Raw genomic sequence first — 20470 nt, 5'->3', positions numbered from 1 at the left:
CCCCGGGGCGGGCCGGCTCAGATCAGCGCGACCGATCGCTCGGGCTCGCGCACCGGCATGGGCTCGGGCTCCCCACTCGCCGAGGAGAGGAAGCCCTCCCCGGTGAAGTGGCCGTTGCGGGCGCGGAAGTCGTAGGCGTAGTCGGGCCAGATCAGCGTCAACTTGCCCGAGCGGGGGTCGACGTACCAGGAGTGGCAGCCGCCGTCCACGAGCCACACCGAGGTGGCGGCCCGCTCCTGGAGACGGTCCACGTACTCCTCCTGGGCGAGTGTCTCGGGGACCATCGTCCTAATTCCCTCGTGCTCCACCCGGTCCAGGGCCTCCAAGATGTACGCGATCTGCGACTCGATGATGTAGACGATCGAGTTGTGCCCCAGCGAGGTGTTCGGCCCGTTGATGGCGAACAGATTCGGGAATCCCGCCACGGCCGTGGAGTCGAACGCCGCCATGCCGCTGCTCCAGTGATCGGCCAGGGAACGGCCCTCACCGTCGTGGACGCGCTCGGCGAACGGCGGCTGGGCCGCCTCGAAGCCGGTGCAGAGGACGACGACGTCGACCTCGTACCCGTGACCGCTCACGCCGAACAGCCGGCTCCCCTCGACGCGGTCCAGCGCGCTGTCCTCCAGGGTGACGTTGTCCCGGGCCATGGCCGGGTAGTAGTCGTTGGAGACGAGCACACGCTTGCAGCCCGGCAGGTACCGCGGCGTGAGGCGCTCGCGGAGCTCGGGGTCAGAGACCGCGGCGGCCAGGTGCCCGAGGGCCTGGGCCCGGACCTGGTCCAGTGCGGCCGGCACACCGCGGCGCTGGGCATAGTTCGACTCGGCGAACCAGAAGATGTCGTCGCGCTCGCGCTGCATGGTGTGCGGGGCGCGCTCGAACATGCGGCGCACGGCCGCGGAGTACGGCTTGACCACGCGCGGGGTGACCCACGCGGGGGTGCGCTGGAAGACGACGAGCTCGGCCGCCGTCGCCGCCAGCTCGGGGATGACCTGGATCGCGGAGGCGCCGGTGCCGACGACGGCGACACGCTTGCCCTTCAGGTCCACCGTGTGGTCCCAGCGGGCGGAATGGATGACCTCGCCCTCGAAGGCGTCGAGACCCGGGACGTCCGGCAGGCGGGGGTCGGCGAGGTGCCCGGTGCCCATGATGAGCCAGCGTCCCGTGTAGGTCCCGCGCGGCGTCCGCACCGTCCACCGCTCCGTCTCGGGGTCCCAGTGCGCTTCGAGCATGTCCGCCCCGAGACGCAGGTGCGGGGTGAGGCCCTCGTCCTCGGAGAAGCGCACGAGGTAGTCCTGGATCTCCGGACCCGGTGTGTAGAAGCCCGACCACTGCGGGTTCGGCGCGAAGGAGAAGCTGTAGAGGTGGCTCGGGACGTCGCACGCGGCACCCGGGTAGGTGTTGTCCCTCCAGGTCCCGCCGACCTGCTGGGCGCGGTCCAGGATGAGGAAGTCCTCGCGGCCGTGACGCCGCAGCTGGGCGCCCATGCCGAGGCCGGCGAATCCGGAGCCGATGATGAGGATCTCGGCGGACTCGTCGCGCGGTGCGGGGCGCACGTCGGTGGTGGTGGTCATGGCGGTGGTCATGGCTGGCCCCTCTCTCAGGCGTGGGTCTCGGGGATGATCGCGCCGGCCGGGTGGCGGTCGGGCTCGCGCAGGTACAGGTCGACGATCTGCATGAGTTCGGCCGGGCGCTCGAGGAAGAAGGCGTGGCCGCTCGTCATGGTCGTCAGCCGCGCGTCGTCGATGATGCCGAGCAGCTCGTACTGGTGATGGGGCGGGACCATGATGTCCTCGGCACAGGAGACGATCAGTGTCCGCGCGGTGACGGCGGAGAGACGGTCGGCGACGTCCACGCGGGCGTTCAGGTCCATCTGCCGGGCGGTGAACTCGTCCGCGGTCAGGGAGGCGAGCGCCCCGTCGAGCATGGCCGGGGTCAGGGAGCGCAGGGCCAGCGGGGACAGGCCGCAGAAGGCCGTGTAACGGGCCAGGGCATCAGGGCTCGTGGCGTACAGGTGCCGCCAGACCTCGTTGCGCAGGCGCTGGTGGACATCCGTCGTCGCCCAGCCGGCCACGAGCACGAGGTTCTCCACACGGCGACCGAGGTCGGCGGCCAGCTGCCCGGCCACGACGGCGCCGAGTGAGTAGCCCAGCAGGTCGAACGCGGCGTCGGGGCCGAGGAGCTCGTCGACGACAGCCCGCACCTGGCCGACCAGCAGGTCGACGGTCAGGTCTGCGGCGGGGTCGGCCGTCGGCGCCCAGTCCACGGCGATGACGCGCGTCCGCGTGGCCATCATCGGGAACAGGTGGCCGAAGTGCGAGGCGGTCGTCCCGCCCGTGCCGTGGACCAGCACGAGAGGCCGGTCGAGCTCCCCGGGTGTCACCGAGTCGTGGCAGGTGACGGAGGCACCGTCCACGCTGACGGTGCGCGTGACGGTCGATGCGGTCAGTGGCATGAGGCTCCTCCTGGAAACCGATATGTGGACTATGGGGCCCGACACCTGCGATGTGACGCGCCCTACATTTCCCAGCATGGCGCTATCAGGCCCAGCAATGCAAGCAGGGGGCTAGGTCGCTCAGTCCATCTAATGGAACTAGCTCTGACGCCGGAGCTGCGGCACGATGGACCGGTGACCCCTTTGCCCCCGCCCACCGGCGTCCTGCCCCGTGCCGCCCTCGTGATGCGTCTGCTGCACGAGGCCGGACCCGCCGGCCTGCGGCTGAGCCAGCTCGTCCAGCGGACGGGTCTGCCCCAGCCCACCGCCCATCGGCTGCTGGCCGACCTGGCGGAGCAGGGTGCTGTGACCCGGCGCGGGGCCGCCTATGCACTCGGTGATCGGTGGGGCCCGGTCGGGTTCGAACCGGTGACGCCGCGGTGCCTGATCGAACGCGAGGCCAGCCGGGCCGTGGTCCAGGCCGCCGCGGACGAGCTGGGGGACACGGTCTACCTGGCGGCACGGGCTGCGGGCGGAGTGGCCTACCTCCTGCGATGCGACGGCGACTCCCCCGTGCGCGTCTTCACCGTGGAGGTCGGCGAGGTCAAGCGGCTTGCCGCCGGGTACGCCGGCATCGCGCTCCTGGCCGCCCTGCCGCCCGAGCGCCGGCGAGCGGAGGTGGACGCGGTCGTCGCCCGGCCTCCCCGCCGCTGGAACCTGACGGATGACGGGGCCCTGCACGACCTGCTGAACACCCTGCTGCGTCAGATGGACGAGCAGGGGTGGTGCGGCGGTGTGCCGGTCGTGCCCGGGGTGGCCGGAGTCGCCTGTGGCGTTCCGGCGCGGACGGGAAGCATCCCCCAGGTGTCCCTCACGGCCTCGGCGGCCGAGCAGCGGATGCCACCGGCACGCGTGCCCGAGGTGGCTGAGGTGCTGCGTGCGGCGGCGACCCGACTGGCCGAGATCGGGGGCTGAGCACGCCGGCTGGCCCGCCCTTCCGCGGCCGTCCACGACGCCCGGGCCAGGTGGCACACTGGGGAGCACCGTGCCATGGCCCCCATCACAGGCGCCCGGCCGTGCCGCATCCACCCGACCCCAGGAGGAGTCCGACCGTGACCACCGCCGCCGCCATGAACATCACCCGTGAAGAGGCCGCCGCGCGCGCGGCCGCCCTCACCGTGGACGCGTACGAGGTGAGCCTGGACCTCACCCGCGGAGCGGAGCACTTCCGCACGGCCACCACCGTGACGTTCGCGGCCACGCAGGACGCGGTGGGCACCCACACGTGGATCGACTTCGTGGCGGAGCAGGCTCCCACGGTGACCCTCAACGGCGAGGCGCTGGACGTGGCGGACTTCGACGGCGCCCGACTGCGGATCGGCCCGCTGGCGGCGCAGAACACCCTCGTGGTCGACGGGCTCGGAGACTACAGCAACACCGGCGAGGGCCTGCACCGGTTCGTGGACCCCGTGGACCAGGAGGTCTACCTCTACACCCAGTTCGAGGTGCCGGACTCCCGCCGCATGTTCGCGGTGTTCGAGCAGCCCGACCTCAAGGCCGCCTTCCGCTTCACGGTGACCGCGCCGGCGCACTGGGCCGTGGTGTCCAACCAGCCGGAGGCCTCCCGCCGCACCCTCGGCGTCGTGGCGACCGAGGAGAACCCGCAGGGCGTGGATGCCGCGGTCTGGGAGTTCACCCCCACCCCGCGCATCTCCTCCTACATCACCGCGCTCGTCGCCGGCCCGTACGCCTCCGTGCACTCGGAGCTGACCAGCGCCGACGGCCGCACGATCCCCCTCGGCGTCTACTGCCGCGCGTCGCTGGTGGAGCACCTGGACGCGGAGAACGTCTTCGAGCTCACCCGCCAGGGCTTCGAGTTCTTCGAGGCCCAGTACGGCCACGCCTACCCGTTCGAGAAGTACGACCAGCTGTTCGTGCCCGAGTTCAACGCCGGCGCCATGGAGAACGCCGGCTGCGTGACCTTCCTCGAGTCGTACGTCTTCCGCGGGACCGTGCCGGAGGCGCTGATCGAGCGCCGCGCCATCACGATCCTCCACGAGCTCGCCCACATGTGGTTCGGCGACCTGGTCACCATGCGCTGGTGGAACGACCTGTGGCTCAACGAGTCCTTCGCCGAGTTCATGTCCACGCTCGCCGCCGCCGAGAACACGCAGTACACCGGCGCCTGGACCACCTTCTCCTCCATGGAGAAGAACTGGGCCTACCGTCAGGACCAGCTCTCCTCCACGCACCCCATCAAGGCCCGGATCCGCGACCTCGACGACGTGCTCGTCAACTTCGACGGCATCACCTACGCCAAGGGCGCCTCCGTGCTCCGCCAGCTCGTGGCCTGGGTGGGCCAGGAGAACTTCATGGCCGGCGTCCGCGCGTACATCGCCCAGCACGCGTGGGGCAACACCGAGCTGCCGGACCTCATGTCCGAGCTCGAGGCCGCGTCCGGCCGAGACCTGTCCGAGTGGACCCGCCTGTGGCTCGAGACCTCGGGCGTGAACACGCTGCGCACGGAGGTGGAGACGGATGAGGCCGGCACCATCACCGCGCTGCGCCTGCGCCAGAGCGCCCCGGACGGCTCGCCGTCGGCGCCCGGCGACGACGTGCTCCGCCCCCACCGCCTGGCCGTGGGCTTCTACGACGTGGACGAGGCCACGGGCCGCCTGACCCGCACCGAGCGCTTCGAGCTCGACGTGGCCGGGGAGGTGACCGAGGTCGCCGAGGCCGCCGGCCGCCGTCGTCCCGCCGTGATCCTGCCCAACGACGACGACCTGGCCTACGCCAAGCTGCGCCTCGACGACGCCTCGTGGGAGGCCGCGTCCACCCGTCTGAAGGATGTGGACGGCTCGCTGGCGCGCACGCTGCTGTGGGGGGCGGCCTGGGACACCGTGCGCGACGGCGAGGCCTCCGCCGCCTGGTTCGTCGACCTCGTCCTCGCCAACGTCGGCCACGAGCGGGACTCGTCCGTGGTGCAGACGCTGCTGCGCCAGCTCGCGACGGCGATCGGCCTGTACCTGCCCGAGGACCAGGCCGAGGCCGTGCGGGTCGCGGCGGCCGACCGTCTGTGGGGCCTCGTCGCGGAGGCCGAGGACGGCTCGGACAACCAGCTGCAGTTCGTCAAGGCGTTCGCCCTGCACGCGCGCACCACGGCGCAGCTGGACCGCCTGGCGGCCCTCGTGGACGGCACCCGCACCGTGCCCGGGCTGGACCTCACCACGGACCTGCGCTGGGAGCTGCTCACTGCGCTGGTGGCGGCCAGCCGTGCCGGGGAGGCCGAGATCGCCGAGGCCGAGCGCGCCGACGCGACCGCCACGGGCGCGCTCGCCGCGATCCAGGCCCGGGCCGCCGTGCCGACGGCCGAGGCCAAGCGCGCGGCCTGGGACCGAGTGATGGCCGGCGAGCTGTCCAACACGGAGCAGCGCCAGGCCCTGATCGGGTTCGCGCGGGTCCACGACGCCGCGCTGATCGCGCCCTTCGCGGACTCCTATTTCGAAGGCGTCGAGGCGATGTGGGACTCCCGTTCTCACGAGATGGCCGAGACCGCCGCGACGCTGGGCTACCCGACCGCCCAGGTCACCCGGGAGATCGCCGACCGCGCCACCGCCCTGTCCGAGCGGCTGGCCGGCACCCGCGCGGGGCTGTCCCGCGTCCTCGCCGAGGGCCGGGACGAGACCGTCCGCGCCCTGGCCGCGCGCGAGCACGCGACGGCGCACGTGCATCAGGTCCACGCCGGGGCCTGAGCCGGACGGCGGCGGCAGCCGCGGCTGACGCCTCTGCTGGCGCCTGCGGGGCGGTGCTGGTGGGCATTCCACGGAAGATGCCCTCCAGCACCGCCCCGGCCGCCGTCGAGGCGCGGGCTGGCTAGGCTGGAACCCATGAAGCACACCTTCTCCCTGCGCACCGAGTGGACGGGCGACCGCGGCTCGGGCACCTCCGGCGTCCGCGACTACGACCGCTCCGTGGTGATCCAGGACGCCGCCGTCGGCGAGATCCAGGCCTCGGCCGCCCGCCCCTTCCGCGGCGACGACTCGAAGTGGAACCCGGAGACCCTCCTGCTCGGCGCGCTCGCCGAGTGCCACGTGCTCTCGTACCTCCATGTCGCGGCGACCTCCGGGGTCGTGGTCACGGGGATGACGTGCGGGGTCGAGGGCGAGCTCGAGGTGGACGGCGACGGCGCCGGGCGGTTCATCGCGATCACGCTGCGGCCCGAGGTCACGCTGCAGGACGAGGCCGACCGGGAGCGGGCCGAGGCCCTCCACGCCGAGGCGCACCGGCTGTGCTTCATCGCGAACTCGCTCTCGGCCCCGGTCACCGTCGAGCCGGTCCGCCCCGAGGCCCTGCCCACCGGCACGCCGACGCTGCCGGACCACTCCGCGCGCCTGGGCGCCCCCCTGGCGGTGCTGCGGCCGCGCGTCGCCAAGGGCCCGTCCCGTGTGACGGGCCTGGCGGAGCGGCCCACCGAGGTCGAGCCGGTGATGCAGGAGGGCACGCCCGCCCCGGTGGAGCAGGTGCGCGCCCGCGACGCCGCGGCGGGCCCCGCCGGTGCGACCCCGGGGACCCCGGCCGCGCCCGGTCAGGCCACCAGCTTCTACGACGCCGTCGGCGGCCGCCCGACCTTCGACCGGCTGACCGCCGAGTTCTACGCCCGCGTGCGCGAAGACGAGATCCTCGCCCCGATGTATCCGCAGGACGACTTCGAGGGCGCCCAGCGCCGGCTGCTGATGTTCCTGGAGCAGTACTGGGGCGGACCGCGGACGTACTCCGAGGAGCGCGGCCACCCCCGCCTGCGCATGCGCCACGCCTCGTATCGGATCGACCCGGCCGCGCGCGACGCGTGGCTGCGGCACATGCGCGCCGCCGTGGACACGCTGGAGCTGTCACCGCTGCACGAGGCCGAACTCTGGGACTACCTGGAGCGGGCCGCCCACTCCCTGCAGAACTCGGCCTGACCGGCCCGCGGTCCGCGCCCCGACATGGGGCGCGGGCTCACACCGCCATGGCGGGGCGGCCCAGTACGAAGCCGCCGGGGGCGTCCAGGCGCGTCCATGGCCCCGCCGTGCTGAGCCGGGCGCGGCCGCCGGGCCGCAGGAAGCCCAGCGCGTGCGCGCCGAAGGCCATGCCGGCCGGGAACTGCAGAGCGTCGCCCCCGAGCAGGGGTCCCCACATCTGCGCCCGGATCTTGCGGACCAGCGCCTCCCCCGGGTTCTCGGGCAGGGCGTCCCGCACGGCGTCGGCGCCGCGCGTGGCCACTTCGGCCAGCTCCTCGTCGGCGACCTCGGCCACGGGCGTCCAGCCGCCGCGGGGCGGGGTCAGCGCGGTCCAGGTGACGTGCTCGCGGCCCGGCGGCACGGCGAACGCCAGGTCGACGGGGTCCTGGCCGCGCATCCGGGCGGTGCGCTCGGTGACGGAGCCCAGGGCGACGACGGCGTCCAGGTCCGCCACGCCGTCGGCGGTCGCCAGGGGCACGGTGCGCAGCCCCAGGACGACGGGCACCCCGTCTCCGAGCCCGGCCGGCTGCAGCACGGAGACCCACTGGGCGAGCATCGGGGTGCGGGAGCGCCCTGCCTCAGGCACGACGTGCAGGCGCATCCCCGTGTCGGCGACGCGACGGGCGCGGGTGGCCAGCTGCTCGAGGTCCCGCACAGCGCGGTCGTCGACGAAGCGGAGGACTGGTGCGGCGGCGGAGTGCTCGGTCATGCAAGCATTGTCCCAGGTCCGTCGCGTCCCGGGCCGCCCCGCCGTCGCGGGGTCCATCCACGTCGAAGGAGCCGTTCGTGCCGCAGCGCCATCCCCGTCCCCGCCCCAGTCGCGCACCGGGCCGTCCGGCCTCGGCCCCGAAGGACCCCACCGACGTGCTGCGCGGGATCCTGGAGCTGACGCCGGCCGCGCCGGACCCGGTGACGGGTCAGGTCCGCTTCACGGGCACGACTCCCCGGCAGACGCGCGGCCGGGTGTTCGGCGGCCAGGTGCTCGCCCAGTCGCTGGCGGCCGCCTCCCGCACGGTGCCGGGCGCCCGCCCCGCCCACTCGCTCCACGGCTACTTCATCCGCCCCGGGGACGCGCTGCAGCCCATCACGTTCACCGTCGAGACGCTGCGGGACGGCCGCTCCTTCTCCGTCCGCCGGGTGCTGGCCTCCCAGAACGAGAAGGCCATCCTCGCCCTGACCTGCTCCTTCCAGGAGCCCGCCGGCAGCGCGCTGGACCACCAGGTGGCCATGCCGGAGGGAGTGCCCCGGCCCGAGGACCTGCCCACGACGGCGGACGTGCTGGGCGGCATCAACCACCCCGTGGCCCAGGAGTGGGCGTGGGCCCGGCCGTTCGACATCCGTCACGTCACCCCGGCCCTCTACGTGGACCCGGCCCCGGAGACCGAGAACCGCAACATGGTGTGGATGAAGACGTTCACGCCGCTGGCCGACGACCCCGCGCTGCACCGGGCGGCGCTCACCTACGCCTCGGACTACACGCTTCTCGAGCCGATCCTGCGGCAGCACGGCGTCGCCTGGATCCAGCCCGGCATGTCCGTGGCGTCCCTGGACCACGCGATGTGGTTCCACCGGCCCGCCCGCGTCGACCAGTGGCTGCTCTACGTCCAGGACTCCCCCAGCGCCCAGGGCGCGCGCGGCCTCGGCACGGGCGCCGTGTTCACCGAGGACGGGACGCTCGTGGCCACGGTCGCCCAGGAGGGCATGATCCGCCTGCCCGAGGGGGCCGCCGCCCGGCGGGCGCGCGTGCGTGGCGCGGCCCAGCGCATGGCCCTGCGGACGGTGCTGCGCCGCAGCTGGCGGCGCTGACCCCGCCCCGGCGCGACGACGGCCCGTCGCGATCACGTGATCGCGGCGGGCCGTCGTCGGCGCGGCGCCCGGGGGCGCGTCGGCTCAGTCGCGCGTGAGCTTGCGGTGCGTCATCCGGTGCGGGCGGGCGGCCTCGGGGCCGAGCCGATCGACCTTGTTGGCCTCGTAGGACTCGAAGTTGCCCTCGTACCAGTACCAGTTGGCCGGGTCCTCCGCGGTGCCCTCGTAGGCCAGCATGTGGGTGGCCACGCGGTCCAGGAACCAGCGGTCGTGCGAGACGACGACGGCGCAGCCCGGGAACTCGAGCAGCGCGTTCTCGAGGGAGGTCAGGGTCTCCACGTCGAGGTCGTTGGTGGGCTCGTCGAGGAGCAGCAGGTTGCCGCCCTCCTTGAGGGTCAGGGCCAGGTTCAGGCGGTTGCGCTCACCGCCGGAGAGCACGCCGGCCTTCTTCTGCTGGTCCGGGCCCTTGAAGCCGAACGCGGACACGTAGGCGCGCGAGGGCATCTCGACGTTGCCGACCTTGATGTAGTCCAGGCCGTCCGAGACGACCTCCCACAGCGACTTCTCGGGGTCGATGTTGGAGCGGGACTGGTCCACGTACGAGATCTTCACGGTCTCGCCGATCTTCAGCTCGCCGCCGTCCAGGGGCTCGAGACCGACGATGGTCTTGAACAGGGTGGTCTTGCCGACGCCGTTCGGGCCGATCACGCCGACGATGCCGTTGCGGGGCAGGGAGAAGGACAGGCCGTCGATGAGGACGCGGTCCCCGAAGCCCTTCTTCAGGTCCTTGGCCTCGATCACGACGGTGCCCAGGCGCGGGCCCGGCGGGATCTGGATCTCCTCGAAGTCCAGCTTGCGGGTCTTCTCGGCCTCGGCCGCCATCTCCTCGTAGCGGGCCAGGCGGGCCTTGGACTTCGCCTGGCGGCCCTTCGTGTTGGAGCGGACCCAGTCGAGCTCATCGGCCAGGCGCTTGGCGAGCTTGGCGTCCTTCTTGCCCTGCACCTCGAGGCGGGCGCGCTTGGTCTCCAGGTAGGTGGAGTAGTTGCCCTCGTACGGGTAGAGGCGGCCGCGGTCGACCTCCGCGATCCACTCCGCGACGTGGTCGAGGAAGTACCGGTCGTGGGTGACGGCGATGACGGCGCCCGGGTAGGAGGCCAGGTGCTGCTCGAGCCACAGCACGGACTCGGCGTCCAGGTGGTTGGTGGGCTCGTCGAGCAGGAGGAGGTCCGGCTTCTCCAACAGCAGCTTGCACAGCGCGACGCGGCGCTTCTCGCCACCGGAGAGGTTTGTGACCGGCTCGTCCCCCGGGGGCGTGCGCAGGGCGTCCATCGCCTGCTCGAGCTGGGAGTCGATGTCCCACGCGTCCGCGGCGTCGATGGCGGACTGCAGTTCGCCCATCTCCTCCATGAGGGCGTCGAAGTCCGCGTCCGGGTTCGCCATCTCCTCGGAGATCTGGTTGTAGCGCTGGATCTTGCCGTAGATCTCGCCGACGCCCTCCTGGACGTTCTCGAGCACGGTCTTGGACTCGTCCAGCTTGGGCTCCTGCATCAGGATGCCCACCGAGTAGCCGGGAGAGAGCCGCGCCTCGCCGTTCGAGGGCTCGTCCAGCCCGGCCATGATCTTCAGGATCGTCGACTTGCCGGCGCCGTTGGGGCCGACCATGCCGATCTTCGCCCCGGGGTAGAACGACATGGTGACGTCGTCCAGGATCAGTTTGTCGCCCACCTTCTTGCGGGCCTTGACCATCGTGTAGATGAATTCCGCCATGCGGCCCAGGCTAGTCGGTGGCCGCGGGATTCCACTCATCGTGCCGATCCCGCGACCACCGAGCCCGCTCCCCCTCCGTGCCGCCCCGTGGTCAGGCGACGCCGGCCGCCGCCGGCTCGCGCTCGGGGGCGCCCGCGTCCGACTCGTCCGGGCCGGGCGAGGCCGGGGCGTCGCCACCCTGGAACCCGTCCGGCAGGCCCGCGCTGAACCCGTCGCCGACCGCGCCGGCCCGTCCGCCCGACGCGTCGTCGCGCGGGGCCGACTCGGGGCGCGGCACGGCCGCGCGCTGGCTGCGCTGGAACGCCGCCGAGCCGAAGCCCAGGTCCAGCCCGACGGCGTCCGCCACCACGTCCACGGACGTGCCGGAGCGATCGCCCGAGGACCAGTCGCGGACCCGGAGTCGACCGGTGACGATCACGGGGTTGCCCTTCTTCACGGACTGGGCGGTGTTCGAGCCGAGCTGGCCGAACGCCGAGATGCTGTACCAGTTGGTGTGGGCGTCCACCCACTCGGCGGTCTCGCGGTCGAAGCGCCGCTCGGTGGTGGCCAGGCGGAAGCCGGTCACGGCGGCCCCCGATGCGGTGTGGCGGGTGGCGGGGTCCGTGGCCACGAAGCCGCGCACGGTGATGAGGTCCTGCATGGTGTGCCTCCTGGGCTGGGCCCCGGTGGGCGCCGGGGCGGGTCGTCGGCGCATCGGCTGATCCGCCATGGCCAGACAACCCCACCGCGGGGCACCCCGGCAGGATCGGGGCCGGTCTGGGGACGCGCGGAGGTCCCCGGGCGACTGTGCAGGAGCCGACGGCGCCGCGGCCGGCGGCCGTTAGACTGACACGGCCCAGCCCCAGTAGCTCAGCTGGACAGAGCAGCGGCCTTCTAATCCGCCGGTCGGGGGTTCGAATCCCTCCTGGGGCACCCAGACCAGGGGCGGAGCCGTCCGAGCACGCCCGACGACCGCCCGAAGGAGACCGTCCTGGACCGTCTGCGCTCCTGGCTCCGCGCCCCGCGACCCGCCGTCCCCGAGGTCCGTGTGACCCGTCGCGAGGGCGTCCAGCTGGCCGCCCTGCTCGTCGCGGCCGCGGCCCTGTACGTGACGCACTCCTTCCTGCGGTACGCCACCTACGAGGCCAAGGGCTACGACCTGGGCATCTTCGACCAGGTGGTGCGGCAGTACGCGCTGTTCAACGCCCCCCTCAGCTCCGTCAAGGGCGTGGACTTCCACATCCTCGGCGATCACTTCCACCCGATCCTCGCGCTGCTGGCCCCCTTCTACTGGGTGTGGCCGGACCCCCGCATGCTCGGCGTGGTCATGGCGCTGGCCCTCGCCGCGTCCGCCGTGCCGGTGTACCTGTTCGCCCGTCGTCGCACGGGACACGGGGTGGCCCTGGCCGCCGTCGCCGCCCTGCTGCTCTCCTGGCCCTTCCAGGCGATGGTGAACTGGGACTTCCACGAGGTCACCCTCGGCGTGCCGATCCTCGCCTGGCTCGTGTGGGCCCTGGACGGGCAGCGGGCGTGGCTCGCCACCGGCCTGGCGGCGCTGCTGCTCACGGTCCGAGAGGACATGGGCGTGACCCTGCTGGCCGTGGCCCTGGTGATGGCGATCCGGCGCTTCTGGCCGCAGGCCGCGGTCACCGCCGTGCTGGGTGTGCTCGGCTACTGGTTCGCCACGTCCGTGGTGATCCCCCACTACTCCCCCACCGGGGCGTTCGGCTACTGGCAGTTCACCGCCCTGGGCCCGGACATGCGCAGTTCGGTCCTGTTCCTGCTGACCCAACCGTGGAACGCCGTCGCGGTGCTGTTCGACCACCCGCTGAAGGTGGCCCTCTGGCTCCTGCACTTCGTCCCGCTGCTGTTCCTGCCGGTCCTGAGCCCGCTCACGCTGATGGCCCTGCCGATCCTGCTCTCGCGGCTGTTCAACGACCGCCTCAACGTGTGGGCCCCCGTGTACCAGTACGACGCGATCCTCGCCCCGCTGCTGCTCATGGCCGCGCTCGAGGCGGCCCACCGGCTGGCCGGACGCCGGGACACGCTGCGCCGGCTGCCCGCCGTCCTCGTCTCCGCGGCACTGGCCGCCGGTCTGATCGGCACCGCGTTCTTCCCGCAGGTGTACCCGCTGCACCGCACGATCGCCGGCGACATGACGATGACGCAGCACGCCCGCGACCTCGACCACGCGGTCGGGCTGATCCCGGACGGGGTGTGCGTCGAGGCCGCCGACAACGCCGTGCCGCACCTGACGGCCCGCACCCACGTCGGGCTGCACGGGGACATCGGCGACGAGCTGGCCACGTGGATGATCGTGGACACCTCGGTGCCCGAGCTCGGCGGCTGGGACCCCCTCACCCCGGAGCAGGCGCTGGCCCGCGCCGAGCGGCTCGGCTTCGAGCGGGTCTGGTCCGCGGGCGACGTCGTCGTCCTGCACCACCCGGACCGCGCGGTCTCGCCCACCTGCACGACGTACCTCGAGCACCGCTGAGCGGAACCCCACGGCGCCGGCGGACCCGCTCCGCCGTCAGCGGCCCGCGGACTCGCCGAGTGGCTGCAGGCCGAGTCCGGCCGGGGGCAGGAGCAGTCGGTCACGGGCACCGGTGAAGACGCCGGCGTGCGGGTCCTCGGCCACCCCCGGGGCGATCTCGGGGGCCCCCTGGTCGAGTGCGGTGCGGCGCACCGGGTCGCGGACGGGGTCCAGGATGTCCTTGACCACCGTGGTCATGAGCCACACGAGGGCGACGATGTGCGCCACGATCCCCGAGGCATACCAGGCGGTGATCCACCAGGCGCCGCCGGCGAACGCCCCGTCGGAGGTGATGCGCGCCGACTCCATCCACACCCCGCCCCAGTGGTAGACCTCCACGGCCTGCCAGATCCAGAACGCGCGCCACCGCGGCGTCGCGAGGACCACGAGCGGGATCAGCCACATCACGAACTGCGGCGAGTACACCTTCCCCCACAGGATGAAGGACGCCACGATCAGGAAGCACAGCTGGGCCATGCGCGGACGGTGCCGCGCCGCGAGGGCGAGGTAGGCGATCCCCACGCAGCACACCAGGAACAGGCCGTTCTGAAGCGTCGTGAACGTCTCCCCGGACCATCCTGTCCAGGCCAGCGCCAGCCAGGTCGAGGAGAAGGAGACCGCGCGGTCCCCCGAGAACGTGTAGAAGCGCGACCACTGGTCGAACGCCGTCAGCATGAACGGGAGGTTCACCGCGAGCCAGGCCGCGGCCCCGGCCAGGGCCGCCTTCACGAACCCGGCCCAGCGGCCCGTGCGCAGCGCCAGCACGAAGATCGCGCCGAAGAAGAACAGCGGGTAGAGCTTCGTGGCGGTGCCGAGCCCGATGAGCAGGCCGGCGAGGGTCGGACGGCCCGCCGTCCACGCCCACAGGGCCAGGGCGGCCAGCATCACGGCCCACAGGTCCCAGTTGAGCATCGAGGTCAGGATGATCCCCGGGGCCAGGGCCACGAGCAGGGCGTCCCGGGAGCGACCGCGCGCGGTGTACGCGGTCGCGACGACCAGCACGATCCAGCACAGCACCACGCCGATCGCGTTCACGTCGAAGTAGGTCACGGTGCGCTCGTGCAGGTCGCCGGAGGCGGGCACGAGCCACATGGTCACACCCGCGACCACGGCCAGCAACGCCGGGTACTCCATCCACTGCTCGGGCGGCAGCGGCGTGTAGAAGGGGAAGTGGCCGTCCGAGAGGCCCCGCGTGGGGAACAGCTGGGCGAAGTCCGAATAGCACATGTGCGCGTGCACGCCGGGGGCCGCCCAGCCGTTCACGCGGCACCACTGCTTGGTCAGCACGCCGACGGCGGCGGCCACCACGGTCAGGCCGACGAGCAGGCCGACCCAGCGGCCGCTCGGACGGGACGGGGCGGGACTGCGGGGGTGGGAGGTCACGGTCTCTCCTGGGGGATGCGGGTGGACGAGGAGGCGGGGTGCGCGGCGGTCGACGGCGGCCCGTCGGGCGGCGCGTCCGGCGGCACGCCCGCCTCCGGAGGCGTCGGCGACGCCGCCGCGGCCCGCGGCTCGACCACCTCCAGGGGAGGACGCCGCCGCCCGGGGAACAGGGGCGCGGTGACGGGATCGCGGTGGATGATCCATCCGATCCCCGCGAGCATCAGGACCAGGGTGAACACGCGGACGGCCAGGACCGGCAGCCACTGCGCCACGGAGAGCTGGTCCACCACGCCGACGCCGGTGAGCAACAGGACCGCGAGCGCGGTGACCCACCCGAGCCAGCGGGGATGGTCGGCGCCCCACGGCAGCGGGCGGAGGGCGCACGCCAGCAGCGGCAGGACCCAGAGCAGGTACCACGGCTGGACGATCGGGGCGGTGGCGACGGCCACCACGAGCACGGCCGCCGCGCTGAACACCGGGTCCAGGGGCCGGCGGCGCAGGGCCAGCCAGGCCGTGAAGCCGAGGGCCGACACCGTCATCGCGGTGTAGAAGGCCGCGGCCACGTCGCGCGCCCCCAGGGGCGTCACGGCTTCGACGACCGCGCCGAGCAGCAGGCCGAGCAGGCCCACGGGGGCATACGGGAACGCCGCGTCCCCGCTCGTGAGCATGGCCGGGACCCAGCCGAACCAGAGGCCGGAGCCGGCGCCGAGGATCGTGAGGACGGCCAGGGAGATCACCGCCGTCGTGAACCACGGGCCGAGCCGGTCCCGCCGGCGCAGGCGCGGATCGGCCGCGCGGAACCGGGCCCAGCCGGTGGGCAGGAGCAGGGCCACGAAGGGCAGCACCAAAGCTGTCAGGGGCTTGATCGCAACGGACAGGGCGATCAGCACGATCCCCCACAGCGCATGCACGCGGCGGCGGGGCGGGCGGACCATGAGCAGGATGCCCGCGAGCATCAGCCCCGACATCAGCGCGTCGTTGTGGGCGCCGGCGATCATGTAGAGCAGGAACAGTGGGTTCGCCACGGCCACCCACGTGGCCCACACCCCGCATCGGCCCGCGACGGCGGCCAGCCGCGGCACCGCCCACAGGCACAGCGCCAGGCCCGCGAGCGCCAGGAGCCGGAACGCCGTGACGGAGAGCTCGATGTTGCCGCCCGTGGCCCGCCACGTCGTCTCGGCGAACAGCAGGAACAGCGGCCCGTAGGGGGACGGGGACTCGGCCCAGATGGAGTCCGCTCCCTGCATGAACCAGCCGGGCAGGGCGGACACGCCCTGGGAATACGGGTCGAGACCCGACGCGAGGAGCCGGCCCTGCTGGAGGTAGGAGAACACATCGCGGGAGAAGATCGGCAGCGCGAGCATCAGCGGGGCGGACCACCACCAGGCGGCCCGGGCCACCAGGCGGCCGTGCTCCTCCCAGCGGCCCCGCAGCGCGCGCCCCAGCTCGAGCCAGGATCGGACGAGGAGCAGCGAGCCGGCGGCCAGCAGCACGGTGCTGAGCAGCACGCCGGGAAGGTAGACCCGCAGCGGGTTGAGCAGGGTGGTGCCGGAGAACACCGAGTCGGGCGTCATCGGCAGCCACCCCACGCCCCAGGAGCCCACCGTGATGAGCACGGACGCCCACGTGCCCCGGCGGACGGCCGCCTCCGGCTCGGGCTGCGCCGTCACGCGGCTCGGACGGGGCCCTCGGGCGCCGGTCGTCGCGGAGGCGGCGGGCCTCACTCCGCCGGCTCCGCGGGTCGAGGGGCGCCACGGAGCCGGGCCAGGCCGGCGCGTACGGCGGGGCGCACGTGCCAGTGGTCCTTCACGAACCGGCTGGTGCGGCGGTCCACGACGAGGATCCACAGCAGACACACGGCGGAGACGATCAGGGACACGGCCTTGACCTGGTCCGCGATGTCCAGGAACTGCCAGGTGAAGAGCTGGTCCGCGGCGCCGAACGCCAGGAAGTAGCCGACCGTGAACACGACCCACTTGATCTGCCAGTTGTCCCGGATGCCGAGCACGGCGAAGAACGGCAGCAGCCACAGCAGGTACCAGGGCTGGATGATGGGCGAGAGGATCACCAGCGCGGTGAACGCCCAGGTCATGCGCGTCATCACGCGGTCCTGGCGGCCGAGGAACATCAGGGCCAGCACGATGAGCACCGAGAGCGCGCGTCCGGCGGTCTTGTACACGCCCTCGACGGCCTGCACGTCCGCCCCCTGTCCGAAGAGCTCGCTCGCCCCCACCGTGATGAGGGACAGCATGCCGATCGGCCCCCACGGCACGGTGCCCGTGCCCGTGCCGACCATGACGGCCACCCAGCCGAAGCCGAAGCCGTTGAGCACCCCCACCAGGGCCATGAGGCCGAAGGAGATCCCGGCGGTGAGGGCCCAGAAGGCGAACCGGCGCGGCCATCGGGCCGTCGGGCCGGCCCACAGCAGGCCGATGAACGGGAGCAGCACGAGCGTGATGGGCTTGATGCCCAGGGACAGGGTGACCAGCACGACGCCGGCCACCCCCCACGCGACGGACTGCCCGGGCCGCTGGGGGCGGAGCGGATGCCCGGCGCGCAGCGCGCACCACGTGCCGGCCAGGGCGAGGCCGACCATGAGGGCGTCGTTGTGCCCGGACGCGACGAAGCTGATGGTGAAGAGCGGGTTGGCGACGCTGATCCACTGCGCCCACGCACCGTTGACGCCCAGCCGGCGGGCCAGCAACGGCACGAAGACCATGATCAGCGCGACGCCGGCCACCGCCACCAGGCGGAACAGGAAGATCGCCAGGTCCGGGTTCATGTCCCCCGAGATCGCGACGACGGCCTGCTCGATCCAGAGGAAGATCGGACCGTACGGGGTCTCGGAGTCCGCCCAGGTGGCGTCCGCTCCGAGCTGGAACCAGTTGGACAGCGAGGAGATCGTGTCCACGTAGGGGTCCTGCCCCGCCTCCATGAGACGGCCCTGTCCCACGTAGGCGAAGATGTCCCGGCTGAAGATCGGCAGGGCCACGACCTGGGGCAGGCACCACAGGACGGTGGCGAGGTTGACCGTGCGCAGGGCGCCGCGACCGAAGGGGCGGATCGTCTGGCCCAGGCGCAGCCAGGCCCAGAACATCACCCAGCAGCCGAGGGTGAGGAGCGCTGTGCCGGCGAGCACGCCGGTCTCCTGGGTGCGCCACGGGATCAGCCACTGCCAGCGGTTGATCGGGGAGGCCGAGGCCAGCCAGCCGACGGAGTACGAGCCCACCACCAGGAGGAGGGAGCCGAGGGTCCCCACCAGGATGGGCCACCAGTCCGCGCCGGCGACCTGGGGGTCCGCGCGGAGGCCGCCGACGCCGACGTACTCCGGCCGGTGGGCCGTGGACCCGGACGGACGCGGGGTCGACACGCTCATGCGACGGGTCCTTCCGTGCGGTCCTGCGAGGGCGCGCGAGGGCGCGGCTCGCTCGAATCTACCATCGTGACACGCGAGTAGCCTGGGGGCATGAGCGAGACGAGCACCCCCGCGCCGGAGAGCGCCCCCCTGGTCTGGATCGACTGCGAGATGACCGGCCTGCACCCCCAGGTCGACGAGCTCGTCGAGGTGGCGGTGCTCATCACGGACGCCGAGCTGAACATCCTGGACGAGGGCATCGACCTGGTGATCCGTCCCTCCGCGGCGGCCCTCGAGCAGATGGACCCGTTCGTCCGGGACATGCACACCACCTCCGGCCTGCTGCCGGAGCTGGCGGAGGGCCTCGAGCTCGACGACGCCGCAGCGCGCGTCCTCGAGTACATCGCGGCCCGCGTGCCGGCCGGCAAGGGCCTGCTGGCCGGCAACACGGTGGGCCAGGACAAGCTGTTCCTCGCCCGCTACATGCCCGCCGTCGTCGACCATCTGCACTACCGGATCGTGGACGTGTCCACCGTGAAGGAGCTGGCCCGGCGCTGGTACCCGCGCGCCTACTACCAGGCCCCCGCCAAGACCGGGGGCCACCGCGCTCTCGGGGACATCAAGGACTCCATCACCGAGCTGCGCTACTACCGGGCCGCCGTCATGGCCCCCGCCCCCGGCCCCACCACGGAGGAGGCCCGCGCCATTGCGGAGGTGGTGTCCGGGGCGCAGGCCTGAGCCGGCACCCCGGCCTCGCCGCCCCGATTCGGCGCTGCGCGGGATCTCGTGTACTGTGGACCCCGCTGCGCCGCGCGGATCCGTCCGTGTGGAGCAGGCATGGTGGGCGTAGCTCAGTCGGCAGAGCGTCTGGTTGTGGTCCAGAAGGTCGCGGGTTCAATCCCCGTCGCTCACCCTACTCGAAGCCCCCGGAATCATGCAGATTCCGGGGGCTTTCTCGTTCCCTAAGCGTGTCCGTGGTTGCGTCCATGGTTGTGTTCGGCACCCCGCGGGGCCGGATCGGCCTCCGCGTGAGCGACGGGATCGAGGAGAGCGAGTCATGGCAACCATCAGCACGCGCACGTCGAAGAAGGGCGTGACCACCTTCCGGGTGGGTTACTACGAGGGCGGACGCTTCCGGCAGATGCCTGCCATGCTCTCCGAGACGGGGGCGCGCCGCATCAAGGCGATCATCGAGGACCCCGCCCAGGGCCCGGACGTCGCCCGCCGCCTGCTCGAGGCCCACGCCGACGGCGCCGAGGACGTGCCCACGCTCGCGCAATGCCTGGACCGCTACGTCGAGGCCCGCGCCGTGCGCTGCAGCGAGGGCACCCTGGCCGGCTACCGCCGCGAGGCCGCCCGCACCTTCCTCCCCCGCCTCGGGCAGCTGCCCGTCACCGCGATCGACCGGCCCGCCGTCCAGGACTGGATCCGCTGGCAGATGACCCAGCCCACCGCGCGCTCGCGGGCCGCGGCCGAGCGCGCCGCGGTGGACGCGATCGGCTGGCGGCCCGCCCCCGGCGCCTCACCCCCTAGCACAGCGAGAGGCCCCGTCCAGCTGACTACTGGCCGGGGCCTCTCTTGCGCTTCCCTTCGCGAGGTCCACGCTCCCCGAGGGGGGCGGTCACGTTAAGCGGCCGTCGCGGTCACGGTCCCGTGACGACGGCGTCGCACTCCACCGAGGGCAGGTCGCCGGCCTCGCTGGTCTCTCGGTCCAGGGGTGTGCGCGCGTTCAGCACGGTCAGGCTGCAGGCCACCCGGCCCTCGCCTAGAGCATCGTCGGCATACGCCGCCACCTGCACCCGGTCTCCCAGCTTTACCTGCGGCACGTCCAGGATCAGCCACTGGCCAGGCCCGGCATGGTTGGACGGGATCCGATCATTCGGCGGCGTGGTCATGGTGGCGAGCTCGCCGTTGACTGCAATGCTCGCGCGGACCCTGATCGACCGCGTCACGCTCGGGTCGTCGGGCACCCACTGCAGGAGTGCAGAGACTGACACGGGGCCCAGCGAACGCGTGGGCTCAGCGGCTTCCGCGGCGCGCGAGGTGGATGGGGCAGGGCTGGCCGAGGTGGCCGCTGCACTGGTCGTGGGGCCGGGGGTGGTGGGAACATCAGCTCCGCATCCCGTGAGCGCGAGGCCGAGTGCGACGCACAGGGCGGCCGCGCGGCTGCGGATGGAGGACATGGACGGCCCCTTCGTTAGGTGAGAGTGCTCACA

The 20470-nt window shown here is 72.7% G+C and carries 16 protein-coding genes, 2 tRNA genes and 1 pseudogene; 10 read left to right on the top strand and 9 right to left on the bottom strand.

The window, feature by feature from the left end; genetic code table 11:
• Nucleotides 1-17: 17 nt before the first annotated feature.
• Nucleotides 18-1583: a flavin-containing monooxygenase gene (locus AC0VX2_RS04745; RefSeq protein ID WP_049146108.1), complete on the bottom strand. Its 1566-nt coding sequence runs from the start codon at nt 1581-1583 to the stop codon at nt 18-20.
• A gap of 14 nt (nt 1584-1597) precedes the next feature.
• Nucleotides 1598-2452 (bottom strand): alpha/beta fold hydrolase, encoded by an 855-nt coding sequence (locus AC0VX2_RS04740; protein WP_049146105.1) that lies wholly within the window; start codon nt 2450-2452, stop codon nt 1598-1600.
• 174 nt (nt 2453-2626) lie between these two features.
• Between AC0VX2_RS04740 and AC0VX2_RS04735 the strand changes: the two genes are divergently transcribed.
• The 4 genes and pseudogenes from AC0VX2_RS04735 to AC0VX2_RS04720 all read left to right on the top strand — a co-directional run bounded on the left by AC0VX2_RS04735 (nt 2627) and on the right by AC0VX2_RS04720 (nt 7392).
• Nucleotides 2627-3406 carry an IclR family transcriptional regulator gene (locus tag AC0VX2_RS04735; protein ID WP_169577766.1) on the top strand — a complete coding sequence of 260 codons (780 nt, stop codon included), beginning with the start codon at nt 2627-2629 and terminating at the stop codon, nt 3404-3406.
• A gap of 155 nt (nt 3407-3561) precedes the next feature.
• Nucleotides 3562-6183, top strand: a complete 2622-nt coding sequence (pepN, locus tag AC0VX2_RS04730) for an aminopeptidase N (RefSeq protein ID WP_254184110.1) — start codon at nt 3562-3564, stop codon at nt 6181-6183.
• A gap of 135 nt (nt 6184-6318) precedes the next feature.
• Nucleotides 6319-6750, top strand: a pseudogene (locus AC0VX2_RS04725) (OsmC family protein); the annotation flags it as partial.
• A 168-nt stretch (nt 6751-6918) separates the two neighbouring features.
• A complete protein-coding gene (locus AC0VX2_RS04720; protein ID WP_158184944.1) occupies nt 6919-7392 on the top strand; it encodes a globin in 474 nt (157 codons plus the stop codon).
• Nucleotides 7393-7429: 37 nt separating this feature from the next.
• On the opposite strand, the gene AC0VX2_RS04715 is transcribed toward AC0VX2_RS04720, so the two are convergent.
• Nucleotides 7430-8140 carry a DUF8185 domain-containing protein gene (locus AC0VX2_RS04715; RefSeq protein WP_044659098.1) on the bottom strand — a complete coding sequence of 237 codons (711 nt, stop codon included), beginning with the start codon at nt 8138-8140 and terminating at the stop codon, nt 7430-7432.
• A gap of 77 nt (nt 8141-8217) precedes the next feature.
• Between AC0VX2_RS04715 and AC0VX2_RS04710 the strand changes: the two genes are divergently transcribed.
• Nucleotides 8218-9237 (top strand): acyl-CoA thioesterase, encoded by a 1020-nt coding sequence (locus AC0VX2_RS04710; RefSeq protein ID WP_036316850.1) that lies wholly within the window; start codon nt 8218-8220, stop codon nt 9235-9237.
• A gap of 84 nt (nt 9238-9321) precedes the next feature.
• On the opposite strand, the gene ettA is transcribed toward AC0VX2_RS04710, so the two are convergent.
• Nucleotides 9322-11004, bottom strand: coding sequence for an energy-dependent translational throttle protein EttA (ettA, locus tag AC0VX2_RS04705; protein ID WP_060974242.1), 1683 nt, complete (start codon nt 11002-11004; stop codon nt 9322-9324).
• A gap of 91 nt (nt 11005-11095) precedes the next feature.
• Nucleotides 11096-11644, bottom strand: a complete 549-nt coding sequence (locus tag AC0VX2_RS04700; protein WP_036316845.1) for a single-stranded DNA-binding protein — start codon at nt 11642-11644, stop codon at nt 11096-11098.
• A 198-nt stretch (nt 11645-11842) separates the two neighbouring features.
• Between AC0VX2_RS04700 and AC0VX2_RS04695 the strand changes: the two genes are divergently transcribed.
• Together AC0VX2_RS04695 and AC0VX2_RS04690 are read left to right on the top strand one after the other, a co-directional pair.
• Nucleotides 11843-11916 (top strand) — tRNA-Arg (locus AC0VX2_RS04695).
• Between the two features lie 115 nt (nt 11917-12031).
• Complete coding sequence (locus tag AC0VX2_RS04690) at nt 12032-13477, top strand: DUF2079 domain-containing protein (RefSeq protein WP_129866859.1); 1446 nt, start codon at nt 12032-12034, stop codon at nt 13475-13477.
• 36 nt (nt 13478-13513) lie between these two features.
• Here the strand turns inward: AC0VX2_RS04690 and AC0VX2_RS04685 are convergent, their stop codons facing one another.
• Genes AC0VX2_RS04685 through mptB (AC0VX2_RS04675) form a run of 3 tightly spaced genes read right to left on the bottom strand, consistent with a single transcriptional unit; the run spans nt 13514 to nt 18275 of the window.
• A complete protein-coding gene (locus tag AC0VX2_RS04685; protein WP_036316843.1) occupies nt 13514-14899 on the bottom strand; it encodes a glycosyltransferase family 87 protein in 1386 nt (461 codons plus the stop codon).
• On the bottom strand, nt 14896-16569 hold the full coding sequence (gene mptB / locus AC0VX2_RS04680; protein WP_230297487.1) for a polyprenol phosphomannose-dependent alpha 1,6 mannosyltransferase MptB: 1674 nt from the start codon (nt 16567-16569) through the stop codon (nt 14896-14898). The genes AC0VX2_RS04685 and mptB (AC0VX2_RS04680) overlap by 4 nt, the downstream gene beginning before the upstream one ends.
• Before the next feature lie 50 nt (nt 16570-16619).
• Nucleotides 16620-18275, bottom strand: coding sequence for a polyprenol phosphomannose-dependent alpha 1,6 mannosyltransferase MptB (gene mptB, locus AC0VX2_RS04675; RefSeq protein WP_061867779.1), 1656 nt, complete (start codon nt 18273-18275; stop codon nt 16620-16622).
• Nucleotides 18276-18365: 90 nt separating this feature from the next.
• Between mptB (AC0VX2_RS04675) and orn the strand changes: the two genes are divergently transcribed.
• From orn to AC0VX2_RS04660, 3 genes are all read left to right on the top strand, one after another.
• Nucleotides 18366-18992: an oligoribonuclease gene (gene orn, locus AC0VX2_RS04670; protein ID WP_002857127.1), complete on the top strand. Its 627-nt coding sequence runs from the start codon at nt 18366-18368 to the stop codon at nt 18990-18992.
• 102 nt (nt 18993-19094) lie between these two features.
• Nucleotides 19095-19167: transfer RNA gene (locus AC0VX2_RS04665), tRNA-His, on the top strand.
• Between the two features lie 144 nt (nt 19168-19311).
• Nucleotides 19312-19884: a tyrosine-type recombinase/integrase gene (locus tag AC0VX2_RS04660; RefSeq protein ID WP_052833431.1), complete on the top strand. Its 573-nt coding sequence runs from the start codon at nt 19312-19314 to the stop codon at nt 19882-19884.
• Between the two features lie 13 nt (nt 19885-19897).
• Here the strand turns inward: AC0VX2_RS04660 and AC0VX2_RS04655 are convergent, their stop codons facing one another.
• Entirely contained in the window at nt 19898-20437 is a 540-nt protein-coding gene (locus AC0VX2_RS04655) for a hypothetical protein (protein WP_044659102.1), read from the bottom strand.
• Between the last annotated feature and the right edge of the window lie 33 nt (nt 20438-20470).

This window comes from Micrococcus sp. iso_239 (assembly GCF_056173395.1).
The sequence above is the reverse complement of the archived record's forward strand: the minus strand, read 5'-3'. Positions and strand labels throughout refer to the sequence as shown.

Excerpts from the sequence above, each read along its gene's own strand:
- ettA (WP_060974242.1), bottom strand. The coding sequence starts at position 11,004 with ATGGCGGAATTCATCTACACGATGGTCAAGGCCCGCAAGAAGGTGGGC.
- orn (WP_002857127.1), top strand. The coding sequence starts at position 18,366 with ATGAGCGAGACGAGCACCCCCGCGCCGGAGAGCGCCCCCCTGGTCTGG.
- AC0VX2_RS04660 (WP_052833431.1), top strand. The coding sequence starts at position 19,312 with ATGGCAACCATCAGCACGCGCACGTCGAAGAAGGGCGTGACCACCTTC.
- AC0VX2_RS04715 (WP_044659098.1), bottom strand. The coding sequence starts at position 8,140 with ATGACCGAGCACTCCGCCGCCGCACCAGTCCTCCGCTTCGTCGACGAC.
- AC0VX2_RS04745 (WP_049146108.1), bottom strand. The coding sequence starts at position 1,583 with ATGACCACCGCCATGACCACCACCACCGACGTGCGCCCCGCACCGCGC.
- pepN (WP_254184110.1), top strand. The coding sequence starts at position 3,562 with ATGAACATCACCCGTGAAGAGGCCGCCGCGCGCGCGGCCGCCCTCACC.
- AC0VX2_RS04740 (WP_049146105.1), bottom strand. The coding sequence starts at position 2,452 with ATGCCACTGACCGCATCGACCGTCACGCGCACCGTCAGCGTGGACGGT.
- AC0VX2_RS04655 (WP_044659102.1), bottom strand. The coding sequence starts at position 20,437 with ATGTCCTCCATCCGCAGCCGCGCGGCCGCCCTGTGCGTCGCACTCGGC.
- mptB (WP_061867779.1), bottom strand. The coding sequence starts at position 18,275 with ATGAGCGTGTCGACCCCGCGTCCGTCCGGGTCCACGGCCCACCGGCCG.
- AC0VX2_RS04700 (WP_036316845.1), bottom strand. The coding sequence starts at position 11,644 with ATGCAGGACCTCATCACCGTGCGCGGCTTCGTGGCCACGGACCCCGCC.
- AC0VX2_RS04720 (WP_158184944.1), top strand. The coding sequence starts at position 6,919 with ATGCAGGAGGGCACGCCCGCCCCGGTGGAGCAGGTGCGCGCCCGCGAC.